Source organism: Caldicellulosiruptor kronotskyensis 2002 (assembly GCF_000166775.1).
Classification (GTDB): domain Bacteria; phylum Bacillota; class Thermoanaerobacteria; order Caldicellulosiruptorales; family Caldicellulosiruptoraceae; genus Caldicellulosiruptor; species Caldicellulosiruptor kronotskyensis.
Window position 1 is genome coordinate 1,851,236 of sequence record NC_014720.1, and the last position, 23,211, is coordinate 1,874,446.

The window sequence follows — 23,211 nt, forward strand, 5'->3', positions numbered from 1 at the left end:
ATTCTTACACCTCAACCCATTTATAGAAGTAATATACAGATAGACACTCCACAAAAAATTCCAAGCAGTGCAAACATCTTTCTATTTTTTTTGTACTTGAGTTTGTAAACATCGTAGTATTCTCTAAGTTCTCTGATTCCTTCATCCAAAACCTTTTCTATCTCGCTTATAGAATAAAAAGCTATGACATTAAAAAGGCTAACAAGAAGGCTATGAAGTTCTCTATCGAGTTGATAAACATTTTTAACATCACTTTGATTTTTCCCTATGGACAAAAAGTAGTATTCAATTACCTGATTAAACTTACTTTCCTCTTTGAGCTTAAAATTTTCCAAAATCTCGGCAAACGTCAGACGTGCTGCAATTACATTTGCTTTTGTATATGTAAAAAATACTATCATATGGTTTACAATCTTTACCTGCTGCCACAGCTTCAAGGTTTGATAGTACCCAATCATGCAAGATGAAAAAATAATTAAAACTGAACCAATTATCTTAACCACCATTTTTCCCTTCACCCAGCGACAGTATTTTTTCAATGGTTCCTGGCCCGTTTCTGGAACTTAAGACAATCACCTTTTCAAACACGCCCTGATTGATTATCTTTCTTGAAAACTCTCTCATATAGATGTCTTTTATCGACTCTGCGTGCATTGTTGCAATTATTCTAACACCCATTTTTGATGCTTCACAAACTGCCAAATAATCAGAAGGCGACCCAAGCTCATCCATCGCAATTATCTGAGGATTTAAACTTCTCACAGCCATTAAAATCCCTCTCAGCTTATCCACTCCGTCCAATACAAAGGTTCTGATACCAATCTCCCTTCTGTCATTATTCTTTGGACAAATCTCAGACCTTTCATCAATTACCACCACTCTAAATCCTTTTCCTGCTAAAATTCCTTCACCAGAACTTAAGATTCTTATAATGTTCCTGAGAAGTGTAGTTTTCCCACAGCCAGGGGGGGAAATTATGAGAGTGTTATAGATACTATCAAGACTATCTTTCATTATACTTTTCAAAATTTTTTCAGATTCTATTCTAACTGTTTTCGCCACTCTAATATTAAGCCCACTGATTGAACTGACAAAACCCTGTTTGTTCCCATTTTCGAACGTGAATTTTCCAGCAACTCCAATTCTGTGCCCACCGTCAACTGTAAAATATCCCTGGAGTATATTTTTTTCGTATGTAAACAGTGAGTTGTTTGTCAGCCTGCTTATACATTTGTTTAAAATATCTTTTGTAATTATCAAACTGTCAAAGACATATTCCCTTTTACCAATGACAATTAGTGGACAGTTTAAGTTTATTTTTATCTCACAAATTTCATGAAGATTTTCTTCAAAGGTTGTTTTGATTGTGTAAACAATCTCGGCAGGAAGTCTGTCAAGAAGTTTCTCAACTTCTGTATTTATACTTAAAGCTGCCATTAAGACCTCACATTCTTTTCTCATTTGTTCTATATTAAATTATTATTATGTTACCCAGAAGATTATGAGAAAAAAATAAGAGCTGCAAATTTTGATTACTTGCAGCTCTTAAAAAGTGTGTACAAATCTTTATTTACTCTTCCAGCGTAAAGTTTATCCTCTCAATAGAAACTGCTTTTCCATTGTTGTTGTCCACTTCAAACACAATTCCGTTGAATTGAGCTTTACCTTTGGCAACCTCAAATCTGACAGGAAGAAGGGTTGTGAATTTTTGAATCACAATATCCTTGTCGACACCCAAAACAGAGTCATAAGGTCCCGTCATACCAATATCTGTTATATAAGCAGTACCGTTTGGAAGTATTTTTTCATCTGCTGTTTGCACATGTGTGTGAGTCCCATATACGCAAGACACACGACCATCAACATAAAATCCAAGGGCTATTTTTTCTGATGTGGCCTCTGCATGAAAATCAACAATAATTATTGGACATTCTATTTTTTTCAAAATCTCATCAATTTTCCTAAAAGGACAGTCCAAATTTTCCATAAATACTCTGCCACACAAGTTAATAACCGCAAATTTTACATTATTTTTTTCAAAAACATTATATCCTCTGCCCGGAGTAGTACCCTCGGGATAATTTGCAGGTCTTATTATCCTAGTCTCATTTTCTATGAATGAAAAAATCTCTTTATTTGCCCACACATGATTTCCCATTGTCATAACATCAATTCCTATAGAAAAAAGCTCATCAGCAACCTTTTTAGTAAGTCCATTGCCGCCAGCAGCATTCTCACAGTTAGCAATCACAACGTCTATCTTGTAGTTTTCCTTAAGTTTAGATAGGGTGCTCTTTAGAATGTTTCTTCCTGGTCTTCCAACAACGTCCCCTATAGCCAAAAATCTCATTCCATACCTCCAGATATTTTCCAAAATAAATTTATAAAAAGCGTGTCTTGTTCAAAGCTTTTAAAAGCCATGAACAAAACACGCTTTTTTTCTCATTTTGCATATTCAACTGCTCGAACTTCTCTGATTACGTTTACCTTTATCTGACCTGGATAATCAAGTTCACTTTCAATTCTCTTTACTATCTCTCTTGCCATTATAACAATATCATCGTCACTTACATGGTCAGGCTTTACCATTATTCTTATCTCTCTTCCTGCCTGAATTGCATAAGCCTTTTCAACACCATCAAAAGAATTCGCAATCTCTTCAAGTTTCTGAAGCCTTTTGATATAAGATTCAAGAGATTCTCTTCGAGCTCCTGGTCGTGCCGCTGAAACAGAGTCAGCAGCCTGAATTAACACATTGTAAATTGATCTTGTTTCCATCTCACCGTGATGCCCACCAATCGCTTCAAGGACATCCGGGTTTGTCTCCTTGTATTTTTTAGCAAGCTCATAACCAATCAGGGCATGTGACCCTTCCATTTCATGGTCAACTGCTTTGCCAATGTCATGCAAAAGACCTGCACGCTTTGCAATGCTCTGGTCAAGACCGAGCTCTGCTGCCATGATACCTGCTATATTTGCTACCTCAATAGAATGTGCAAGAACATTTTGACCGTAGCTTGTTCTGTACTTAAGTTTTCCTATGAGCTTAATGAGTTCTGGATGCAAGTTGTGAATTCCAAGCTCAAATACAACCCTTTCTCCTTCTTCTCGAATCTTATTTTCAACTTCTCGTTTTGCTTTTTCGTACATTTCTTCAATTCGCGCAGGATGTATTCGCCCATCTAAAATGAGTTTTTCAAGCGTCAATTTTGCTATCTCACGCCTTATCGGGTCAAACCCTGATAATATTACTGCCTCGGGGGTGTCGTCAATTATAAGGTCAATTCCTGTAACAGTCTCAAATGTCTTTATGTTTCTTCCTTCTCTACCTATGATTCTACCTTTCATTTCATCATTTGGCAGTGTAACAACAGATACAGTGTTTTCTGCAACATAGTCTGACGAATAGCGCTGGATAGCAGTAGCAATAATTTCTCTGGCTTTTTTGTCAGCCTCTTCTTTTGCTTGCTGTTCAAGCTCTTTTATCATGAGTGCAACATCATGTTTGACATCCTGCTCAACACTCTTGAGTATAATTTGTTTTGCTTCTTCCTGAGTGAGCCCAGAAATTCTTTGTAGCTCTTCCTGCTCTTTTTGTTTTAAAAGTTCAATCTCCTCTTGAAGTTTTTGAATATCTTTCAGCTTCTGATTGAGCTGCTCTTCTTTTTCTTCTACAGAAGCCATCTTTTTGTCAAGCATCTCTTCTTTTTGGATAAGTCTTCTTTCGAACCTCTGGAGCTCTGCTCTTCGTTCTCTTACCTCTCTGTCAAATTCGCTCCTTGCTCTGTGTATCTCTTCTTTGGCAAGGAGTGTTGCCTCCTTTTTGTATGCCTCAGCCTGTTTTTTGGCCTCCTCAACAATTCTTTGGGCTTCTTGTTCAGCACTTTTTATGGTCTTTTCTGCAATCTTCTTTCTATATAAATAGCCCAAGAAAAAGGCAACCATTGATGCTACCAAAACAATTGCTCCAATAATTACAAACTTCAATGTCTCACTAATCTTTTGCACCTCCTTTGTGTTGAATAAGTTAAAATTAAATTATAAAAACTGCTTCAATTAAATTTTATTACTTTTTGCATACAGTGTCAACAATGGCGTTTTCTCAATAATCTAAGAATTCTCTAATTTTTTCAACCACTGTATTGTAGTCATATCCTCTTGCCACAAACCACTTAATAACCTTTAAAATCTCTTTGCTATCCTTATTATTTACTCTTCTTAACTTCTTTTGTAAAAGCTTTACAAGAATTTCTTTATCATTTTCAGATTTTAAACTTAGCTTTGAAATTGTGGATGATTTGAACCCATTTTTCCGTAAAAGCTGTAATATCTCAAAGCTTGACTTTTTCTTCTGATACTTATTTACAAGCCTTTTTGCAGCTTCCAGCTCATCAATGTATCCGCTATTAACAAAATAAGCTACCGCTTTCAAAGCAGTAGCTGAGTCATATCCACGTGAAAGCAAATACTTGTAATACCCATATTCAGATTTGAGAGGATATTTTTGAATGTACCCTACAAGAATCTTTTTAGCACTTTTGAGACTGCTCTCAAATAAAACCTCTTCCAATTCTTTTTGGTTTATCTCATCTTTTGCATACAATCTTTTTTCAAGATAGACCTCTCTGTCTATCTCAACTTCTTTGCCATCGTCAAAAACAAGCAAAGCTCTGTTCCCAACTATCTTTTTATCCAATATCCTCATTAATTTCACCACTCAACAACAAATCTTCATCAGAAATCTCTGCTGTTGTCTTTATTTTCTCAAATGCAAGGTTTGCATTCTGCCTTATCTTTTCAATTATCTCCTGCATTATGTCAGGATTTTCTTTCAAAAACTGTTTTGCGTTTTCTCTACCCTGCCCAATCTTCTGACCGTTGTAAGTATACCACGCGCCACTCTTTTGAATTACATCAATGTTAACTGCAACATCTAAAACATTTCCTTCTTTTGAGATTCCTTCTCCATAAATCAAATCAAACTCAGCCTCTTTAAACGGTGGCGCAACTTTATTCTTCACAACCTTAACCTTTACCTTGCTGCCTATTGGTTGACCTTGAGACTTGATAATCTCACCTTTTCTAACTTCTAATCTGACAGATGCATAGAACTTAAGCGCTCTACCACCTGGTGTTGTCTCAGGATTGCCAAACATTATCCCAACCTTTTCGCGAAGCTGGTTTATGAATATGACTGTGGTCTTTGTCTTGCTTGTAATACCGGCAAGCTTTCTGAGCGCCTGTGACATGAGCCTTGCCTGAAGCCCAACATGCGCTTCTCCCATCTCACCATCAATCTCTGCCTGAGGTACAAGCGCTGCAACAGAGTCAATTACAATAACATCTATTGCATTACTTCTAACAAGTGCTTCAACAATTTCCAAAGCCTGCTCGCCACTGTCTGGCTGAGATACAATAAGATTGTTTATGTCAACGCCAAGTTTTTTAGCATAAAATGGGTCAAGCGCATGCTCAGCGTCAATAAATGCTGCCTCACCACCCATTTTCTGTGCCTCTGCAATAATATGAAGCGCAATAGTGGTCTTACCAGATGACTCTGCACCATATATCTCCACAATCCTACCTCTCGGAACTCCTCCAACGCCAAGCGCAATGTCTAAAGAAAGCGCACCTGTGGGTATAACATCAATATTTTCTTTTGCCATCTCGCCAAGCTTCATTATAGCGCCTTTCCCGTAAGCCTTCTCAATTTCCATAATAACCTTGTCTAAAGCTTTTTTCTTATCTAAGTTTTCCATTTTTAACCCCCATCTTTTCGAACATATGTTTAGAATTATTATATACTTTTGCCTCTAATTTTTCAATAATCAATTATCTTTTTTCTCAAAATATTGAGGGCAGCCTTTGAAGTCATCTCTTTTATCCTTAATCTGTCACCTGAAAACCTGAATTCAAAACTTTCAACATTCTCTTTTGTTGCAATACCAATATATACAAGCCCTACAGGTTTTGTTTCACTCCCACCGCCTGGCCCTGCAATTCCTGTCACAGACAGTGCAATATCTGCTAGCGAATTTGAAAGTGCTCCCTGTGCCATAAACCTTGCTGTCTGAGAACTTACTGCCCCGTGCTCTTTTAACACTTGCTCTGGTACACCAAGCAGTTTCATCTTAGCTTCATTCGAATATACTATGAACCCTCTGTCAAATACTTCAGATGCGCCCGGAACATTGGTAAGCTTGTTACAGATAAGCCCTCCCGTGCACGACTCGGCAACGCTAACCTTTAATTTCTTTTCTTTTAGCAAGCCTATCACAACTTCTTCCAAAAGCTGTCTGTCAACACCATAAATATACTCTCCTAAACGTTCTCTTATTCTATATTCCATCGATTGAAGAAGTGACTTTGCAAGCTCTACACTTTCTTTTTTTGTTGTAATTCTCAGCTCAACTTCAAACGGTTTTGCATAAAGAGCCATCGTTGGGTCTGTCTGAGAGAGAATTAAATCCTTCAGAGCCTCTTCAATAGAAGATTCTCCTATCCCAACAAACTTTAAAACTCTTGAGTAAATCTTTTGTTTTGAAAACTTCTCTAAATAAGGTAAGACTTCTTCTTCAAACATCGGCTGCATCTCAAAAGGAGGTCCAGGAAGTAAAATTGCAATCTTGCCGTCTTTTTCAATGATAAGTCCAGGTGCTGTACCATTTTTGTTATGAAGAATTTTGGCGTTTTCAGGAACATATGCCTGTTTTTTATTAATCTGAGGCATCATTACCTGCCTGCGTTCAAAAAACTTTTCAATTCTTCTTAATACATCTTCATCCAGCACAAGCTTCAAACCAAAATAATCTGCTACTGCTTCTTTTGTAATATCATCAGATGTTGGACCAAGCCCTCCTGTAAAAATCAATATATCAGCCCTCTTTGTGGCTATATCAATTGCCATTTTGAGCCTTTCCATATTATCCCCAACAGTTGTCTGAAAATAAAGGTCAATACCAAGCTCGGCCAATTTTTGAGCAAGGTATTGACTATTTGTGTTCAAAATCTGACCAAGCAACAGTTCTGTACCCACACAGATTATTTCAGCCACCATAAATTTTCGCCTCACTTTTTTGTAAAATCTATCACTTTCCAGTTTGCTTTTATATAATCAAAACCTGAATAAATTGTAAGTATTACTGCCACGTACAACATTATCTTATCAAAAGGAAACCCCAGAAGAATAAAAGGATAGTTGTCAAGCAAAAGAAGCACAACTGCCACAATCTGGCTTATTGTTTTCAGTTTTCCCCATAAATTTGCAGAAATAACTACACCTTCAGCAGCTGCAACCATCCTAAGGCCAGTTACCACAAATTCTCTTCCAATTATAATCATGGCAACCCAAGACGAAATTTTTCGCAGCTCCACTAAACCCACAAGTGCTGCGGTTATCAACAACTTGTCTGCAAGAGGGTCCAAGAATTTACCAAAATTTGTTACAATTTTTCTTGACCTTGCAATATATCCATCTAAGCTATCAGTAATTGCAGCAATTATAAATATTACCGCTGCTATAACCTTTGAATATGGAATACTACTGTAAAGCAAGAAGAACATAAATGCAGGTATCAACAATATTCTCACACTTGTTAAAATATTGGCAACATTCATCAAATTATCTCTCCTACTAAATCATACTCAAATGCATCGAGTATCTTCACATTGACAAACTGGCCAGCTGTCAGTTTCTTTTGAGAGAACACCAAAACTTTTCCGTCAACTTCTGGTGCTTCAAACTGGCTCCTTCCAATATAAAAGTTGTTTTTATCTTTTGCCTCTATAACAACTTCGTATTCTCTGCCAACTCTCTTTTTGTTCTGCCTTTTAGAAATTTTTCTCTGAATATTCAAAATATTTTCATACCTTCTCTGTTTTACCTCATCGTCAATCTGAGGAAGCTGCGAAGCAAGTGTCCCTTCCTCTTGGGAATACATAAAAGCACCAAGCCTGTCAAACTCAGCCCATTTTATAAAGCTGCAGAGCTCTTCAAATTCCTCATCAGTTTCTGTAGGGAACCCAACTAAAACTGTTGTTCTTATAATAACCTCATCAAAGCTTCTTCTTATCTTCTCTATCAGCCTTTTTATACCTTCTTTTGTTGTTTTTCTGTTCATGAGTTTTAATATTCTATCATTTATATGCTGAATTGGAATGTCAAAATAGTTAACTATTTTAGAAGAAGATTTTACCACCTCAATAAGACTTTCATCCACATCCTCAGGGTAAGAGTATAAAAATCTTATCCACTTGATTTTTTCAATCTTTTCAAGCTCTTCAAGCAAAGCATGTAACATCTTTTTGCCATATAAATCCAAACCATACTTTGTAGTATCCTGAGCTGTGAGGACAATTTCTTTATATCCTTTTTCTGCTAATTCTTTTGCTTCCTTTACTATATCCTCAATGGGTCTGCTTGTATATTTGCCTCTAATAAGTGGTATGGAGCAATAAGAGCATCTGTTGTTGCACCCTTCTGCTATCTTTATGTAGGCATAGTAACTGGGTGTAGCGATCATTCTTGGCATTGAACTTAAGTATACAAAAGAAGAAGTATCATCGAACACTTTTATCTTCTGCTTACCTTCGTACAAATCTTTTATTACCTCAGGCAGTTTTAACATTTCTTTCACACCAAGTATTGCATCAATTTCTGGCATTTGTTCTAATATCTCATCCTTGTATCTTTGTGTCAAACAGCCTGTTACTATCAAAAATTTGCATTTTTTGTTCTTATATTCAGCCATATCTAATATGGTATCTATGGATTCCTGTTTTGCATCGTTTATAAAACCACACGTATTTACAACAATCACATCAGCATCTTCTGCATTTGAGGTTATCTCAAACCCAGCTTTGACACATGCGCCCATCATTATTTCACTGTCAACAAGGTTTTTGTTGCACCCCAGTGAGACAAATCCAACCTTTATCAATTCTTGGCACTCCTTTTTTACACCAGATTGTTTTGAAGCATGGTAGCAAAAAGTGTATTTTTCATAAGCATAGCAACTGTCATTGGCCCAACACCACCGGGAACAGGTGTAATAAACGATGCCACTTTTTCTACAGTTTCAAAGTCAACATCACCAACAAGTTTCTGGGTAGCACCGTCTCTATTTATTCCAACGTCAATAACAACTGCTCCTTCTTTTACCATATCAGATGTAACAAACCTTGGCTTTCCAACTGCAGCAACAAGTATATCTGCCTGTTTGCAAATCTCTTTTAAATCTTTTGTATATGAATGACAAATGGTAACTGTTGCATTTTCTCTCAAAAGAAGCAAAGCCAAGGGCTTCCCAACAATATTGCTTCTTCCTATCACAACAGCATGTTTTCCTTTTATCTCTATATTTTCTCTTTTCAAAAGCTCAATAATCCCAAATGGCGTGCACGGTTTGATTGCTCTTTCAAATTCTATGCCAGTTGCAACCATTCCAACATTTAGCGGATGAAATCCATCAACATCCTTGTGTGGAAGGATTTTTGTGCAAATCCTTTTCTCATCAAGTCCATTTGGCAGCGGAAGTTGAACCAATATACCGTTTATTTTCTCATCCCTGTTCAGTCTGTCAATCAAGCTCTCAAGTTCATCTTGAGTTGTGTCTTTGCTAAGGGCAAACTCCACAGAATTTATTCCAACCTCGCTACATGCTTTTTTCTTGGAATTTACATAACTTCTGGATGCCGGGTCATCTCCAACAATCACAACAGCTAAGGTTGGCTCTATTCCCCTTTGTTTTAGTTTTTCAAGCTCAGTCTTTACTTCATTTTTTATTTCTTGCGCTATCTTTTTTCCGTCTATTAACTTCGCTGACATTTTTATTACCTCCATCTTTTGGTTTTGGTGGAATTAAGCAGTCTTTGCTATATCCTATCAAATCTTCTCTTTTTGCTATCTTCAAAGCCTCATAAACCAAATCATAATTTTTGGGATTGTTAAAGTGCAAAAGGGCTCTTTGCATCATCTTTTCTTTTAACGTCTTTGGAACATAGACCTTTTCTAAGGTAAAGGGGTCCAATTCGGTGTAATACATTGTAGTTGATACAGTTCCAGGTGTGGGATAAAAGTCCTGAACCTGCTCTGGTACAAATCCATTTCTCTTTAGAAATACTGCAAGTTCAATTGCATCTTCAAGCTTTGTCCCAGGATGCCCCGACATAAGATAAGGAATGATAAACTGTTTTTTATTCAGTCTTTTATTTGTCTCAAAATATTCTTTTACAAATTTTTCATATACCTCTTTCGGAGGTTTACCCATATATTTTAACACATTATTAGAGACATGTTCAGGTGCTATTTTTAACTGACCAGAAATATGGTACATGCAGAGCTTTTCCAAAAACTTTCTGTAGTTTTTGTCAAGTAAAAGGTAGTCATACCTTATCCCCGACCTTATAAATACCTTCTTTACACCTTTTATCTTTCTTATCTTCTCTAAAAGTTCAAAATATTCGCTGTGGTCAACCTCCAAATTTTTGCACGGCTGAGGAAAAAGACACTGCCTATTTTTGCAAGCACCTCTTTCAAGCTGAAGACGACACGCAGGATTTCTGAAATTTGCAGTAGGTCCACCAACATCGTGAATATATCCCTTAAAATCGGGAAGTTTTGTTAGCTTTTTAACTTCCTCTAAGATTGACTTCTGGCTCCTTTTTTGAATAATTCTTCCCTGATGAAAGTGAAGAGCACAGAAATTACAGCCTCCAAAGCACCCTCTGTGAGATACAATGCTGAATTTGACCTCTTCCAGTGCTTTTATACCGCCTTCTTTTTCATAAATGGGATGATAGTTTCGCTCATACGGCAGAGAATAAACATAGTCCATCTCTTCCACTGTTAAAGGCTTTGCTGGCGGATTTTGAACCACATATAAATTTTTATGTGGCTGGACAATTATCTTCCCAGTGTACGGGTTTTGTTCCCTGTACTGGATAGCAAAAGCACGGGCGTACGCCACTTTGTCTTCTTTTACTTTTTCATAGCTGTCAATGACGATGTAGTCTTTTCCCTCAAGATGCTGAATATCCTTTGCAACATAACACGTCCCTTGCACGTCTCTTATCTCTTTTATGTCCTCTCCCTTTTTGAGCCTTGGTAGAATCTCAAACAATGGTTTTTCTCCCATTCCGTATATCAAAAGATCAGCACTGCTGTCTATCAATATCGAAGCTCTCACCTTATCCGACCAGTAATCATAATGAGCAAATCTTCTCAAAGAAGCCTCTATCCCACCAATTATGATAGGAATGTCACCATACTCTTTTCTTATCAAATTACAATAAACAATTGTTGCTCTGTTTGGTCTTTTTCCTCTTTTCATACCGGGTGAATAATAATCCTCGCTCCGTGGCTTTTTAAATGAAGTGTAATGTGCAACCATGGAGTCAAGGTTTCCTGCCGACACTAAAAAAGCAATTCGTGGTCTTCCCAGCACTGTTATGCTTTTTGAATCTCTCCAATCCGGTTGAGGAATTATTCCAATCTTAAAACCATAATCCTCAATTATTCTTGATATTATTGCATGTCCAAAAGAAGGATGGTCAACATACGCATCTCCGCACACAAATACAAAGTCAAGCTCGTCCCACCCACGCTTTTTCATGTCTTCTTTGCAAATAGGTAAAAAAGCCATTCTACTTTCTCACTCCATATTCATAAGCATCTCATCAAACTGTTCCTTAGTTATTAAAACCTGGCGCTTGCCGGTAGAATCCATCTTGCTAATTATTCCTCTTTCTTCCATCTGATCAATTAGCCTTGCCGCTCTTGAATAACCTATTCTGAGTTTTCTTTGCAAAAATGAGGTTGAAACATTCTGTGCTTCCACCACAAGCTGGATAGCCTTGATTAAAAGCTCATCAGCCTTATCATCTTTAACATCTAAAACCTTGCTGTTTATCTCTTCAATCACTTCCTGATTATACTCAATGTTAAAGTTCTGTTTTAAAAACTCCACAACCTTCTCAACTTCACTTTCAGAAACATACGCACCTTGAACTCTCATAGGTTTTGCCAAACCTATTGGAAGATATAGCATATCACCTCTTCCCAAAAGCTTTTCAGCACCCGCCTGGTCTAAAATTGTGCGTGAGTCAACTTGGGATGACACTGCAAAGGCTATCCTCGACGGAATATTCGCTTTTATAAGACCAGTGATGACATCTACAGAAGGTCTTTGTGTTGCAACAACAAGATGCATACCCGCTGCTCGTGCCATCTGCGCAAGCCTGCATATGCTGTCTTCAACCTCGGCAGGTGATACCATCATAAGGTCGGCAAGCTCATCTATGATAATTACAATATATGGAAGTTTTTCTTGTCCATTTTCTTCACACCACTTGTTATAACCCACAATGTCTCTTACACCTGCTGCAGCAAAGAGCTTGTACCTGTTTGTCATCTCTTGAACTGCCCAGGCAAGTGCGTTTGCAGCTTTTTTGGCATCTGTCACAACAGGTATCAAAAGATGAGGTATACCATTGTAAAGACTCAGCTCAACAACCTTTGGGTCAATTAAAATCAGTTTTACCTCATCAGGCATGCACCTGTAAAGAATACTTATTATAAGCGAATTTATACAAACACTCTTACCTGACCCTGTTGCACCTGCAATCAAAAGGTGAGGCATTTTTGTTATATCTGCTATTACAGGAGTTCCTGCAACGTCTTTTCCTATGGCAAATGGTATCTTGTACTGCGGTGTGTAAAAATCTGGACTTTCAATCAGCTCTCTTATATAAACAGGTTTTGGTTCTCTGTTTGGAATTTCTATTCCTATTGCAGACTTGTTTGGAATTGGTGCCTCAATTCTGACAGATGGTGCTGCAAGTGCAAGCGCAATGTCATCAGAAAGATTGACAATTCTGCTGACCTTTACACCCTGGCCAGGCTGCAGCTCATATCTTGTAATTGTGGGTCCAACACTTACTTCTGTCACCTGAGCTTCAATGCCAAAGTTTTTTAATGTCTCTTCAAGCTTTCTTATGTTTTCATTTATATCTTTTCTTGAAACCTGCAAGTTATCATTTGGCTTTTTAAGATAATCAACGGGAGGATAAAGATACTGCTCGCTTGAAGGTAAAAAAATTTTTTTATCTGCAGTTTTGTCATTTCTTCTTCCCTTTTTAGACGATTTTACAGGAACTTCTTCACTTTTTTTTTCTTCAGTTTTAGTATCAAAATTAAAATTGTAAAAACCATTAGTTTCAAGTTTTATATTCTCTTCTTCAGTAATCTCTTCTTCCCTTTTCACATCTTGCTGAGTATCCTTAGGTTTCTTTTTTTTCAATAAACCTCTTATAGAAAAACTGAAAACAATCATGCTCATGATTATAAGCGTAGAAAAACAAATAATTAGCGTGCCTGTAAAACCAAATAACGATACAAAAGGGTATGTAATGGCAGAACCAAAAACACCAAATCCCTTGAAGTTCAAGCCATCAAAGTATGCATCTTTTAAAAACTTTATAAATGAATCATAAGGTTTTATGTTTGCTTGAATAAAGGTGGTAAAAATCATAAATATAAGAAGTATATAGGTAAATACAATTATATCCCTTTTGTCAAATACTCTTGGTCTTCTTAAAATTGAATCAAGTGATACATAGAGCATGAAAGCAAGAATTAAGAAAACACCTACTCCAAAACATCCCAGCAAGGTCTTCTTAACAAAATCGCCAACTATTCCAACTTTATCTGTTGCAACTGAAAAAACAAAAATTAGAAAAACAAAAAATAAAAAAGTCCCATACACTTCGGCATTTAACCTGTCAAAAACCTCTTTTTTTATCTTATATCTCTTCTTTTTTGATACTGCCTTTGCTCTCATAAATCCCTTCACTTCTTCTCTCGCATTTTCTAAGAATATTATAGCCTTTTTCCAAAAAAATAAAACCCCCAAAAATATTCTTTTGCGGGGGCTCAATCACTTTTTTGCACCAGGACAAAGCAAAAGCGGCTGAATTTGCCTGCCAGAAAGTGCTTCAATTATTGTGGGAATGAGAAGAGTGTATTCTGCAACAAGTGAATTTGGCTTTGCCAAAGGGTCATCCTGCCTAAATGGGACAAAGTAGATATTTTTTGTGTTAAGAAGTGTAGCAATATTCTTGCAGTTAAGACCAAGTGCATCGTTTGTAGATATCGCAACAACCACCGGTCTTTGATTTCTAAGGTGGGCTTTTGCGCACATAACAGGAGTTTCATCAACAATTCCATTTGCAAACTTGGCGATAAAGTTCCCTGTTGCAGGTGCAACAACCATCACATCAAATAGTTTTTTAGGTCCCACAGGTTCTGCTTCTACAATATTTGTTATTGGCGGATTCCCACAAATAGAAACTATTCTCTTCACAAATTCTTCCGCTTTTCCATAGCGTGTATCGGTTGTCTGTACTTTTTCACTGAATATTGGTGTTATGATTGCACCTTGTTTTTTGAGTTCTTCAATTACAGGTATTATTTGGTCAAATGTACAGAACGACCCTGTAATAGCAAACCCAATTTTCAAATTGTTCAAGTCCACTCTATCACCCCCAGATTTCTTCCAGCAAACTCAACAGCACCTCAGATATATATTTGGCAGCTGTAACTGGTGCCACCTTGCCAGGAAGAGAAAGCGCATGTACCACTTCAATACCCTTTTCCCTTGCATATTCAAAGTCTACTCCACCCGGTTTTGAAGCAAGGTCAATTACAAGAGTATCGGCTCTTATCCTATCTATCACTCCTTTTGTAACAACCACAGCAGGAATGGTATTAATAATCAAATCCATTTTATTTACATACTCTGCTATATCACACAGGCGGACCGGTAGAAAACCAAATGCTTTGCACCATGTCAAATCTGAGCTTTTTCTTGAAGCCACATATATATTTGCTTCAAATCCTCTCAAGACCTTAGTAAGGACTTTGCCTATTCTTCCATATCCAAGTATTAAGATATTCGAGGAGTGAAGGGTAATCGGCATCTTCTCAATTGCAATCATCAAACATCCTTCAACAGTAGGTATTGCGTTCAGAATTGCAAGCTCTTCTTTCTCATAAAGGTCAAAAAATTTTACACTTTTTTCCCTGCAAAGATTTTTCACACTTTCAGGAATTACACTTGCAATGAGCACAATCTCTTTGCCAGACAGTTTTTCTATTAAACTTTGTATCTCTATTGAATGCTGTGAAAGAGGTGCAAATATATGCTTTCCATCCTGTGTGAAGGGAATTGGTCCTATTAATACCTTTGATTTTTCAATAATTTCATCTAAACTTTTTGCAAAGTTTATATTTGGGCTACTCAGCACTTTGCTTTTATCAGTTGCCCAGAGCAAAATATCAAATCCTTTATCAGCCAAGCTTTCCGCTAAAATCAAAATCCTTTGGTCCCCACCAATAACACCTATATGTTTTTCCATCATTATCCCTCTTTTTTTGTTCTTGCTGCAAAGCTAATATAATCTATGTATTAATTTCAAAAAAGGTGCTTGGACAAAAAAATAAAAGCCACTTTTAGTGGCTTTCTATCTCTCTCAATCTTTTTTTAAAATGCATCTTTGATAAGATTTATTTTAGTTACATTATTTTTGCCATCTATAAATATCTCCACAACATCAAATCTGTACAAATACTTATCTTGCGAAAGATGGTATGCAATGAAATACTCAGCAACCTTTTTTATGTGAAGCTGTTTTTTAAAGTTGACAGATTCTGAAGGCAAACCAAATTTCAAGCTCTTCCTTGTTTTTACCTCAACAAATACAATTGTCTTGCCTTCTTTTGCTATTATGTCAATTTCGCCAAGCCTGCATCGAAAGTTGGTTCTCAAAATCTCATATCCCTGTTTCTTTAAAAAATCAACCGCCAAATCCTCACCAAATCTTCCCACCTGTTTTAAATTCATTTTTTTACTTTGCTCCATTCTTACTAATTTTATCAAGATACCCAATGAAAACTAATATCTGCGCAATAACCTCATACAAGTCTTCCGGAATATACTCCTGAAGCTCTAAATTAAATAGCTTTTCTGCCACCTTTTGGTCTTCATATACAGGAATATCTTCTTGTTTTGCTTTCTCTATAATCCTTTCGGCAACATAACCTTTTCCTTTTGCAATGATTTTTGGTGCTATATCTTCAAGGTCATACTTTATAGCCACAGCTTTTTTTAACTTCTTCTTATTCATTATCTCACACCTTCAAATCAAGCCTGCTTAAAGTATTATCAAATATCAAATAGTCGAACGCAAGAGAAGAATTAGAGGTTTGGTCTATCTTGTATTCAATATCAAGTTTATACCCATTTTCTTTTAGAAGCTCTAAGAGCTTCTGCTGGTTTTCTCTTATCAAATTCAGAGTTGACAGCCTTTCACAAACTATGATTGATTTGAAACTACCTTGGGAAACCTTTTTAACATAAATGCCTATTGTCCCAATGTTCTGGGTTGCCAATTTTAGCATAATGGAATTTGCTTTGAAGTTTGAAACTCCCTTCTTTTTGTTAACAAAAACTGAAATTTCATATTGGTGGTTATTAAGCTCATACTTGAGATTAAGAATATTCATGTAAAAGGTATCAAAATCAAGTGTGGTTTGCTGGTTTTGATTTGAGTTCATCTTCTCCAGCAACTGAAACATCTTTTGTTCTGAAAACTCTTTGTGAGAGTCAGTTATCTTGAAAAGTAAGAATTCCTCTTTCTTATTCAAAGTAATATCTTGATTTTTAACTTCTTCTTTATTTTGAAATCTTTCAAAAATCTCTTTAATCTTCTCCACAAACCTTATAAATTCACTTTTTTCTTTTATAAATTCCTCTTTTGACAAAGGCTTTTTAGAAAAAATCAAGCCCAGAAAAGCAAATAAGTCATTTTCATTATCTATTTTAACATCAAACTTTCCTATATGATCATTTAACATACTTTTAAAAAAATCCTTCATGAAATTCTTCTGAGGAACAAAAATCAATCCTTCCCCTTTTTCGAATACCACTATAAAACTCTCACTTTTGTAGTCAGAAAATTTCAGCTTTTCCAATATCCTATTTTCATTTTGACTTCCCAAAAAAACCTCTTTTCTAAATTCAAAGGTTTTATCAGACAACTTCAAAAAGACATTTTCATCATTTTCAATTTCCAAAGAAGCAACAAACATTTTTTCTTTCTCTGCAAACTCCAAAAACTCAGCTGTAAACCTATCTTTAGGAATAGTAAAAATCTCTTCTTTTGCATTTTGTGCAAGGTCAAACACGTTATTTAACTTTACAGCATCGAAGGTTTTAAATAAAGTCTCTTCATGTAGTTTATTTTCAAAGTAAGATATACTATTAAAATTTTCTTGTCTATAAACAACCTCCTTTATCTTGAATGTAAGCTTGCCATCTTCCCACACAGGATTTGCAAGACGCACCCTGTCACCTGGATTGAAAAAAAATGAGGAGCTATTTTGAGCTAAAATTGTTTTTGAACCTACATTCAGAATAAGTCTATCTCCTTCGACCCCGACAACCTCAGCGTCAAATTCTTTTTCTTGATTGCCAAAAAGGTTAAGTATCTCTTTTATGTTATTTTGTTTTAAGAAGGTTATGAGATTATTTGTATAATTCATACTTTTTCACCTTAAAGAGAAAGAATATTTTTTAAAAACGAAATCCTGTGAATTTCGCATGGACCATATTTTTGCAGAATCTCTATGTGCTCCTTTGTGCCGTATCCTTTGTGTTTTTCAAATTTATAGAGTGGGTACTTTGAAGAAATCTCTACTATAAATCTATCCCTTGAAACCTTTGCTAAGATTGACGCACAGGCAATAGAGTAGGATTTTTTATCACCTTTTATGATAGCCCTTTGATTAAAGCTCAGGTTCGGAATTTTATAACCATCCACTAACACTATGTCGGGCTCAATTTTTAAGTTTTCAATAGCATTTTTCATAGCCAAAAAAGTTGCATTGTTTATGTTTATCTCATCTATGACTTTGCTGTCTACCATCGCAACAGAATACGCTATACTCTCTTTTATTATCTCTTCAAAGAGTTTTTCTCTCTTTTTAGGAGTCAGCTTTTTTGAATCTCTCACACCTTCAATTATCCTTTTTCTGTCCATAACAACTGCTGCAGCAAAAACAGGTCCTGCCAAAGGGCCTCTTCCTGCCTCATCAACTCCACAAATAAATCTGTAACCTTCATTCAAAAGCTTTTCTTCTATTTCAAAATAGTTTTCATCTTCTGACAACCTCATCAAGTGTTATCCTCCCAATCCTTCCTTTTCTCAAATCGTCCAAAAACATTGTTGCTGCTTTAAGAGTATCAATCCTACCCTCTTTGAGTATACATCCTCTCTTCTTTCCTATTTCTGTTAGGTACTCTTCCTCCGAAAGGGTGGAAAAATCGATTAAATACTTGGTATTCAAGAGGTGAGAATACCTTTCTTTTATCATTCCAATTGTTTTCTTTGCAACAAGTTCTTTGTCAAAGAGGTCCTCTTTAATACTACCTATCGCACAAAGCTTTATAGCAACATTGTCATCTTCAAGCTTTGGCACAAGTATTCCAGGGGTGTCGAGCATTTCAAAATAGTCGTTGATTTTTATCCACTGTTTTGCCCTTGTAACACCAGGCCTGTCACCTGTTCTTGCCTTGGCTGAGTTTGTTATCTTGTTTATAAGTGTCGACTTTCCGACATTTGGTATACCAAGTACCCCAAATCTTATAATTTTCTTTCTTCCTTTTTGTTTTGCCTCTTCAATCTTGTCTTTTAATAAATTTTCGGCTATTTTCAATATATTCTTTACGTTTGTACCTTTCAAAGAATCAATGCACACAGCAACCTGGTTATTTTCCTGAAAATACTTTACAAATTCTTGGTTTTTTGTTTCGTCGGCTAAATCTGATTTGTTCAGAACATAGATTTTAGGCTTATCTTTTATTAAGCTTTCTAATTGTTCGTTTCTGGAACTCAAAGGCGCTCTCGCATCAAGTAAAATTAGATACAAATCAATATACTTGTTTAGATCTAAAATTTCTCTTTTTGCCTTTTGCATATGTCCAGGATACCACTGAACGATCAAAGCAAAAATCCTCCTCTTTTTGTTGTAAATATAAAAAAGAGACTAAGCTTTTTTAAGCATTAGTCTCTTCGGTATTGTTATTTTCTTTATCTGGTTGCTGAACAAGTTCCTTAATTTTTGCAGCCTTACCTATCTTTTCTCTGATGTAATAGAGTTTTGCTCTTCTTACTTTACCTCTTCTTATAACTTCAATCTTCTCAAGCCTCGGTGAGTGAAGAGGGAATACTCTTTCAACACCAATACCATATGAAATTCTTCTGACTGTGAAAGTTTCCGAAAGTCCTTTTCCTCTTCTTTTTATGACAAGCCCTTCGAAAGCTTGCACTCTTTCTCTTCCACCTTCAATAACCTTAAAGTAAACTCTTACTGTGTCGCCAGGTTTGAAATCAGGAATATCTTTTCTTAGCATTTCGCTTTCAATCTCTCTAATTATATCCATCTTTCACTTTCCCTCCTTCCAGCAAATAAGGATGTTCTTGCAAACCGTGTTTGCAGAGGACCATGTACTTTACTCACAATAAAAAAGCCCAAAAATGAACATGTGTAATTATAACACAATTTTTTGCGTCTCACAATATTTTATTAAAAATTCTCTGTCTTCGTTGGTTAGCTCAAAATTTTCAAGCAAATCAGGTCTGTTTTTTATTGTTTTCAGTAAACTCTGATACCTTCTCCACTTTCTTATCTTCTCATGGTCTCCACACAAAAGTATCTCAGGAACCTTTTTCCCTCTGAACTCAGCCGGTCTTGTATACTGCGGATATTCCAAAAACCCTGTTGAAAAACTCTCTTCTTGAGCTGACTTTTCTTCAATGACACCCTTTACAAGCCGTGAAACTGAGTCAATCACCACAAGTGCAGCATACTCTCCTCCAGTTAAAACATAGTCTCCTATAGAAATCTCATCTGTCACAATCATGTCAATTACTCTCTGGTCAATTCCTTCATAGTGCCCACATATTATTACAATCTCTTTTTCTTTTGACAGCTGCTCTGCATAGCGCTGAGTGTATGTTTTGCCTTGAGGTGTAAGATAAATAACTCTGTGAGGTTTGGCTGGTTTTATACTCTCATATGCATCAATTATTGGCTGAGCAGTCATAACCATTCCAAACCCGCCGCCGTATGGATAGTCATCTGTCCTCTTGTGCTTGTTCATAGTAAAATCTCGTATATTAATTGCCTCTATCTTTATCAACCCTTTTTGCTGAGCTCTTTTTAATATGCTGTAGTTTGTCGCAGACAAAATTATTTCTGGAAATAAAGTTAGAACTTTGAATACCATTTTCAATCTAACAACCCTTCAACAACCTTTATTTTCATATATCCCTCTTCGATATTAACCTCTTTTACAATCTCTTTCAAGGCAGGAATCAGTATGTCTTTCTTTCCTATATAGCTGTCGCAAATGTAAACATCGTTGCTTCCGGTTTTTAAAACATCCTTTATTCTACCCAGTTTTCTGCCATCTAAATCATACACCTCAAGTCCAATGATATCGCATATAAAATAAGCATCCTTTGGCAGTTTTTTGGCTCTTTCTCTTTCTATAACTATATACTTGTTTTTCAGCTTTTGTGCTTCATCTATGCAGGAAATTTCCTTGAATTTAATAATCACAACATTATCTTTTACTCTATACCTCTCAATTGTGAGCTTTGTTGAAAGGTTGTCTTCCAAAAGAACATATTCAAGCTCAGAAAACCTATCAACTTCATCTGTAAGAGGTATTACCTTCACTTCACCTTTGAGTCCAAAAGTATTTACAATCTTGCCTACCTGGAGGTACTTATACATAGTCTACCTCCTTTTTAAAAAAGAGTTAGGCAAGATACGCCTAACTCTTTTATTGTAAAATCTCAACTATAACTCTCTTGTTGTCTTTGTTTGCTGCAGCTCTGACAACTGTTCTTATAGCTCTTGCTATTCTTCCCTGCTTGCCAATGACCTTTCCCATATCTTCAGGAGCAACTTTAAGCTCAATAATTACTGACTGCTCACCGTGAATTTCGCTTACCTTTACCTGGTCTGGATTGTCAACAAGAGATTTTGCTATGACTTCAACTAAATCTTTTAGCATGACAAGCTACCCCTCCTTTTAAAATGTTTTATTCAATTACTCCAGCTTTTTTAAGCAGAATTTTAACAGTATCTGTTGGCTGAGCACCGTATGATAACCATTTTTTTGCCTTTTCAACATCAACTTTGATGTCAGCAGGATTCTTCAAAGGATTGTAATAGCCAATTTCATCAATTGTTTTTCCATCTCTCGGTGTGCGTGAATCTGCAATAACAATTCTATAAAAAGGATTGTTCTTTGCACCCATTCTCTTGAGTCTTATTCTTACTGCCACTTCAAAATCACCTCCTCTTTTAAATTTTTTGATGTATTACATGAAAGGAAATTTAAATTTTCCTTTCTTGGCAAAGCTGGGATTTGAAAATTGCTTCATCATCCTTTTCATATCCTCAAACTGTCTCAAAAGTCTGTTTACATCCTGAACAGTGGTACCTGACCCCATCGCAATTCTTCTTTTTCTGCTGGAATTAATAATGCTTGGGTCTTGGCGTTCTTCTTTTGTCATGGAATTTATGATTGCTTCTATTTTTTTAAGTTCCTTCTCGCCAGCATCAAAATCCACATCACCTTTTAATTTCACGCCAGGTATCATGGAAATAATCTGAGATAAAGGTCCCATCTTCTTTATTTGCTTTAGCTGGTCTAAAAAGTCTTCAAGAGTAAACTGCATGCTTCTGAGCTTTTTTTCAAGCTCCTCAGCTTTTTTTTGGTCAATAGCTTCCTGAGCTTTCTCTATTAGAGTCAAAATATCTCCCATTCCAAGTATTCGGGAAGCCATCCTGTCGGGATGAAAAGCTTCTAAATCTTCCATCTTCTCGCCAACACCGGCAAACTTTATTGGTTTGCCAGTTATAGCTTTGACAGAAAGAGCAGCTCCGCCTCGTGTATCACCATCAAGCTTTGTCATAATAATTCCATCTATGCCAAGCTGCTCATTGAAAGCTGCAGCAACATTCACAGCATCTTGTCCTGTCATGGCATCTAATACAAGCAAAATTTCTGTCGGCTTTATTGCATTTTTGATTGCAACCAGCTCGTCCATAAGTTCTTGATTTATGTGAAGTCTTCCTGCAGTGTCAACAATGGCAACATCACACCTGCTTGCCTTTGCAAACTCAATGCCTTCCTTTGCTATCTTAACAGCATCTTTGCTGTTGTAATCTGCAAAACATTTCACTCCAACCTTTTGTGCAACAATCTCTAATTGCTTTATTGCAGCAGGTCTGTATATATCACAGGCAACAAGCAAAGGGTTTTTGCCCTGCCTTTTTAAAAGCCCGGCAAGCTTTCCAGCTGTGGTGGTCTTACCAGAGCCCTGAAGCCCCACCAGCATATAGATGGAAAATCCGCTTGGTGAAAATGCAAGTTTTGTGTCGCTTCCACCAAGAAGGTTTACCATCTCATCATATACAATCTTTATTACCTGCTGGGCAGGAGTGAGGCTTTCTAAAACTTCTTCGCCCACAGCCTTTTGTGTCACAGTGTTGATAAAATCTTTTACCACTTTGTAGTTTACATCAGCCTCTAAAAGAGCAAGCTTTACCTCTTTCATTGCCTCTTTGATATCTTTCTCTGTAAGCTTGCCCTTTCCCCTCAGCTTTTTAAATACATCTTGCAGTTTTTCAGAAAGACTACTAAACATCTTCTTGCCACTCCTGAATACTATTTATTATGCTCATAATCTCTTCATCTTTGTATCTTTCGTATATTCTCCTTAGTTTCTGAAGGACTTCTTCAATTATGCTCCTGTTTTTATAATACTTGTCTGCCAGTCTAAGCTTGGCTTCGTATCTTTTTAAGGCTATTTCTGCTTTTCTAAATGCATCAAAAACACCCTGCCGTGATATGCCAAGTTCTTTTGATATCTCTCCCAAGGTTAAATCTTCATTTACATACAGCTCTATAATCTTTTTTTGTCTTTCGGTCAAAAAGTCCTTATAAAAATCGTAAAGAAGGCTCAAATACACCTTATTTTCTTGCCGCATTTTTAATTTCATCTCTCTGTAAAGCTTAAAAACTTGACACTATTATATGATAATAAACTTCTGCTCTTTTGTCAAAAATTTTTTGT

At 36.3% G+C, this 23,211-nt stretch carries 26 protein-coding genes; all 26 read right to left on the bottom strand.

Translation table 11 applies throughout. The annotated features are described in order from the left end of the window. Positions 1-20 precede the first annotated feature (20 nt). Positions 21-503, bottom strand: coding sequence for a stage III sporulation protein AB (locus CALKRO_RS08540; protein ID WP_014042003.1), 483 nt, complete (start codon positions 501-503; stop codon positions 21-23). After that, positions 496-1,437: an AAA family ATPase gene (locus CALKRO_RS08545; RefSeq protein WP_013430634.1), complete on the bottom strand. Its 942-nt coding sequence runs from the start codon at positions 1,435-1,437 to the stop codon at positions 496-498. The genes CALKRO_RS08540 and CALKRO_RS08545 overlap by 8 nt, the downstream gene beginning before the upstream one ends. Before the next feature lie 133 nt (positions 1,438-1,570). Continuing rightward, a complete protein-coding gene (locus CALKRO_RS08550) occupies positions 1,571-2,350 on the bottom strand; it encodes a TIGR00282 family metallophosphoesterase (RefSeq protein ID WP_013430635.1) in 780 nt (259 codons plus the stop codon). A gap of 92 nt (positions 2,351-2,442) precedes the next feature. Next, entirely contained in the window at positions 2,443-4,008 is a 1,566-nt protein-coding gene (gene rny / locus CALKRO_RS08555) for a ribonuclease Y (protein ID WP_013430636.1), read from the bottom strand. A gap of 94 nt (positions 4,009-4,102) precedes the next feature. After that, positions 4,103-4,705, bottom strand: a complete 603-nt coding sequence (locus CALKRO_RS08560) for a regulatory protein RecX (protein WP_013430637.1) — start codon at positions 4,703-4,705, stop codon at positions 4,103-4,105. After that, positions 4,689-5,759, bottom strand: a complete 1,071-nt coding sequence (recA, locus tag CALKRO_RS08565; protein WP_013430638.1) for a recombinase RecA — start codon at positions 5,757-5,759, stop codon at positions 4,689-4,691. Before recA ends, CALKRO_RS08560 begins: the two co-directional genes overlap by 17 nt. A 62-nt stretch (positions 5,760-5,821) precedes the next feature. Further along, positions 5,822-7,057, bottom strand: a complete 1,236-nt coding sequence (locus CALKRO_RS08570; RefSeq protein ID WP_013430639.1) for a competence/damage-inducible protein A — start codon at positions 7,055-7,057, stop codon at positions 5,822-5,824. Between the two features lie 11 nt (positions 7,058-7,068). Then, positions 7,069-7,617, bottom strand: coding sequence for a CDP-diacylglycerol--glycerol-3-phosphate 3-phosphatidyltransferase (gene pgsA, locus CALKRO_RS08575; protein ID WP_013430640.1), 549 nt, complete (start codon positions 7,615-7,617; stop codon positions 7,069-7,071). Beyond that, entirely contained in the window at positions 7,617-8,939 is a 1,323-nt protein-coding gene (gene rimO / locus CALKRO_RS08580; protein ID WP_013430641.1) for a 30S ribosomal protein S12 methylthiotransferase RimO, read from the bottom strand. The genes pgsA and rimO overlap by 1 nt, the downstream gene beginning before the upstream one ends. A 17-nt stretch (positions 8,940-8,956) precedes the next feature. Beyond that, positions 8,957-9,826, bottom strand: a complete 870-nt coding sequence (gene folD, locus CALKRO_RS08585) for a bifunctional methylenetetrahydrofolate dehydrogenase/methenyltetrahydrofolate cyclohydrolase FolD (protein ID WP_013430642.1) — start codon at positions 9,824-9,826, stop codon at positions 8,957-8,959. Then, positions 9,774-11,642, bottom strand: a complete 1,869-nt coding sequence (locus CALKRO_RS08590) for a YgiQ family radical SAM protein (protein WP_013430643.1) — start codon at positions 11,640-11,642, stop codon at positions 9,774-9,776. Before CALKRO_RS08590 ends, folD begins: the two co-directional genes overlap by 53 nt. Before the next feature lie 9 nt (positions 11,643-11,651). Then, positions 11,652-13,838 (bottom strand): FtsK/SpoIIIE family DNA translocase, encoded by a 2,187-nt coding sequence (locus tag CALKRO_RS08595; protein ID WP_013430644.1) that lies wholly within the window; start codon positions 13,836-13,838, stop codon positions 11,652-11,654. Positions 13,839-13,934: 96 nt separating this feature from the next. Continuing rightward, the gene (locus tag CALKRO_RS08600) at positions 13,935-14,531 is read right to left on the bottom strand and encodes a dipicolinate synthase subunit B (RefSeq protein ID WP_013430646.1); all 597 of its coding nucleotides are present in this window, start codon (positions 14,529-14,531) and stop codon (positions 13,935-13,937) included. A 4-nt stretch (positions 14,532-14,535) separates the two neighbouring features. Further along, on the bottom strand, positions 14,536-15,414 hold the full coding sequence (dpsA, locus tag CALKRO_RS08605) for a dipicolinate synthase subunit DpsA (RefSeq protein ID WP_013430647.1): 879 nt from the start codon (positions 15,412-15,414) through the stop codon (positions 14,536-14,538). A gap of 125 nt (positions 15,415-15,539) precedes the next feature. After that, the gene (locus CALKRO_RS08610; protein WP_013430648.1) at positions 15,540-15,899 is read right to left on the bottom strand and encodes a YraN family protein; all 360 of its coding nucleotides are present in this window, start codon (positions 15,897-15,899) and stop codon (positions 15,540-15,542) included. 4 nt (positions 15,900-15,903) lie between these two features. Then, complete coding sequence (locus tag CALKRO_RS08615) at positions 15,904-16,182, bottom strand: EscU/YscU/HrcU family type III secretion system export apparatus switch protein (RefSeq protein ID WP_013430649.1); 279 nt, start codon at positions 16,180-16,182, stop codon at positions 15,904-15,906. A 4-nt stretch (positions 16,183-16,186) separates the two neighbouring features. Then, positions 16,187-17,599: a hypothetical protein gene (locus CALKRO_RS08620; RefSeq protein ID WP_013430650.1), complete on the bottom strand. Its 1,413-nt coding sequence runs from the start codon at positions 17,597-17,599 to the stop codon at positions 16,187-16,189. 11 nt (positions 17,600-17,610) lie between these two features. Continuing rightward, the gene (locus CALKRO_RS08625; RefSeq protein ID WP_013430651.1) at positions 17,611-18,231 is read right to left on the bottom strand and encodes a ribonuclease HII; all 621 of its coding nucleotides are present in this window, start codon (positions 18,229-18,231) and stop codon (positions 17,611-17,613) included. After that, positions 18,212-19,060: a ribosome biogenesis GTPase YlqF gene (gene ylqF / locus CALKRO_RS08630; RefSeq protein ID WP_013430652.1), complete on the bottom strand. Its 849-nt coding sequence runs from the start codon at positions 19,058-19,060 to the stop codon at positions 18,212-18,214. Before ylqF ends, CALKRO_RS08625 begins: the two co-directional genes overlap by 20 nt. 52 nt (positions 19,061-19,112) lie before the next feature. After that, positions 19,113-19,499 carry a 50S ribosomal protein L19 gene (gene rplS, locus CALKRO_RS08635; protein WP_013430653.1) on the bottom strand — a complete coding sequence of 129 codons (387 nt, stop codon included), beginning with the start codon at positions 19,497-19,499 and terminating at the stop codon, positions 19,113-19,115. A 108-nt stretch (positions 19,500-19,607) separates the two neighbouring features. Continuing rightward, the gene (trmD, locus tag CALKRO_RS08640) at positions 19,608-20,345 is read right to left on the bottom strand and encodes a tRNA (guanosine(37)-N1)-methyltransferase TrmD (RefSeq protein ID WP_013430654.1); all 738 of its coding nucleotides are present in this window, start codon (positions 20,343-20,345) and stop codon (positions 19,608-19,610) included. A 2-nt stretch (positions 20,346-20,347) separates the two neighbouring features. Next, complete coding sequence (rimM, locus tag CALKRO_RS08645; RefSeq protein ID WP_013430655.1) at positions 20,348-20,857, bottom strand: ribosome maturation factor RimM; 510 nt, start codon at positions 20,855-20,857, stop codon at positions 20,348-20,350. Positions 20,858-20,906: 49 nt separating this feature from the next. Then, positions 20,907-21,140 (bottom strand): KH domain-containing protein, encoded by a 234-nt coding sequence (locus CALKRO_RS08650; RefSeq protein WP_013290831.1) that lies wholly within the window; start codon positions 21,138-21,140, stop codon positions 20,907-20,909. 28 nt (positions 21,141-21,168) lie between these two features. After that, positions 21,169-21,414, bottom strand: coding sequence for a 30S ribosomal protein S16 (gene rpsP / locus CALKRO_RS08655; protein WP_013430656.1), 246 nt, complete (start codon positions 21,412-21,414; stop codon positions 21,169-21,171). A 36-nt stretch (positions 21,415-21,450) separates the two neighbouring features. Next, a complete protein-coding gene (ffh, locus tag CALKRO_RS08660) occupies positions 21,451-22,782 on the bottom strand; it encodes a signal recognition particle protein (protein ID WP_013430657.1) in 1,332 nt (443 codons plus the stop codon). After that, the gene (gene ylxM / locus CALKRO_RS08665) at positions 22,775-23,125 is read right to left on the bottom strand and encodes a YlxM family DNA-binding protein (protein ID WP_013430658.1); all 351 of its coding nucleotides are present in this window, start codon (positions 23,123-23,125) and stop codon (positions 22,775-22,777) included. The genes ffh and ylxM overlap by 8 nt, the downstream gene beginning before the upstream one ends. Between the last annotated feature and the right edge of the window lie 86 nt (positions 23,126-23,211).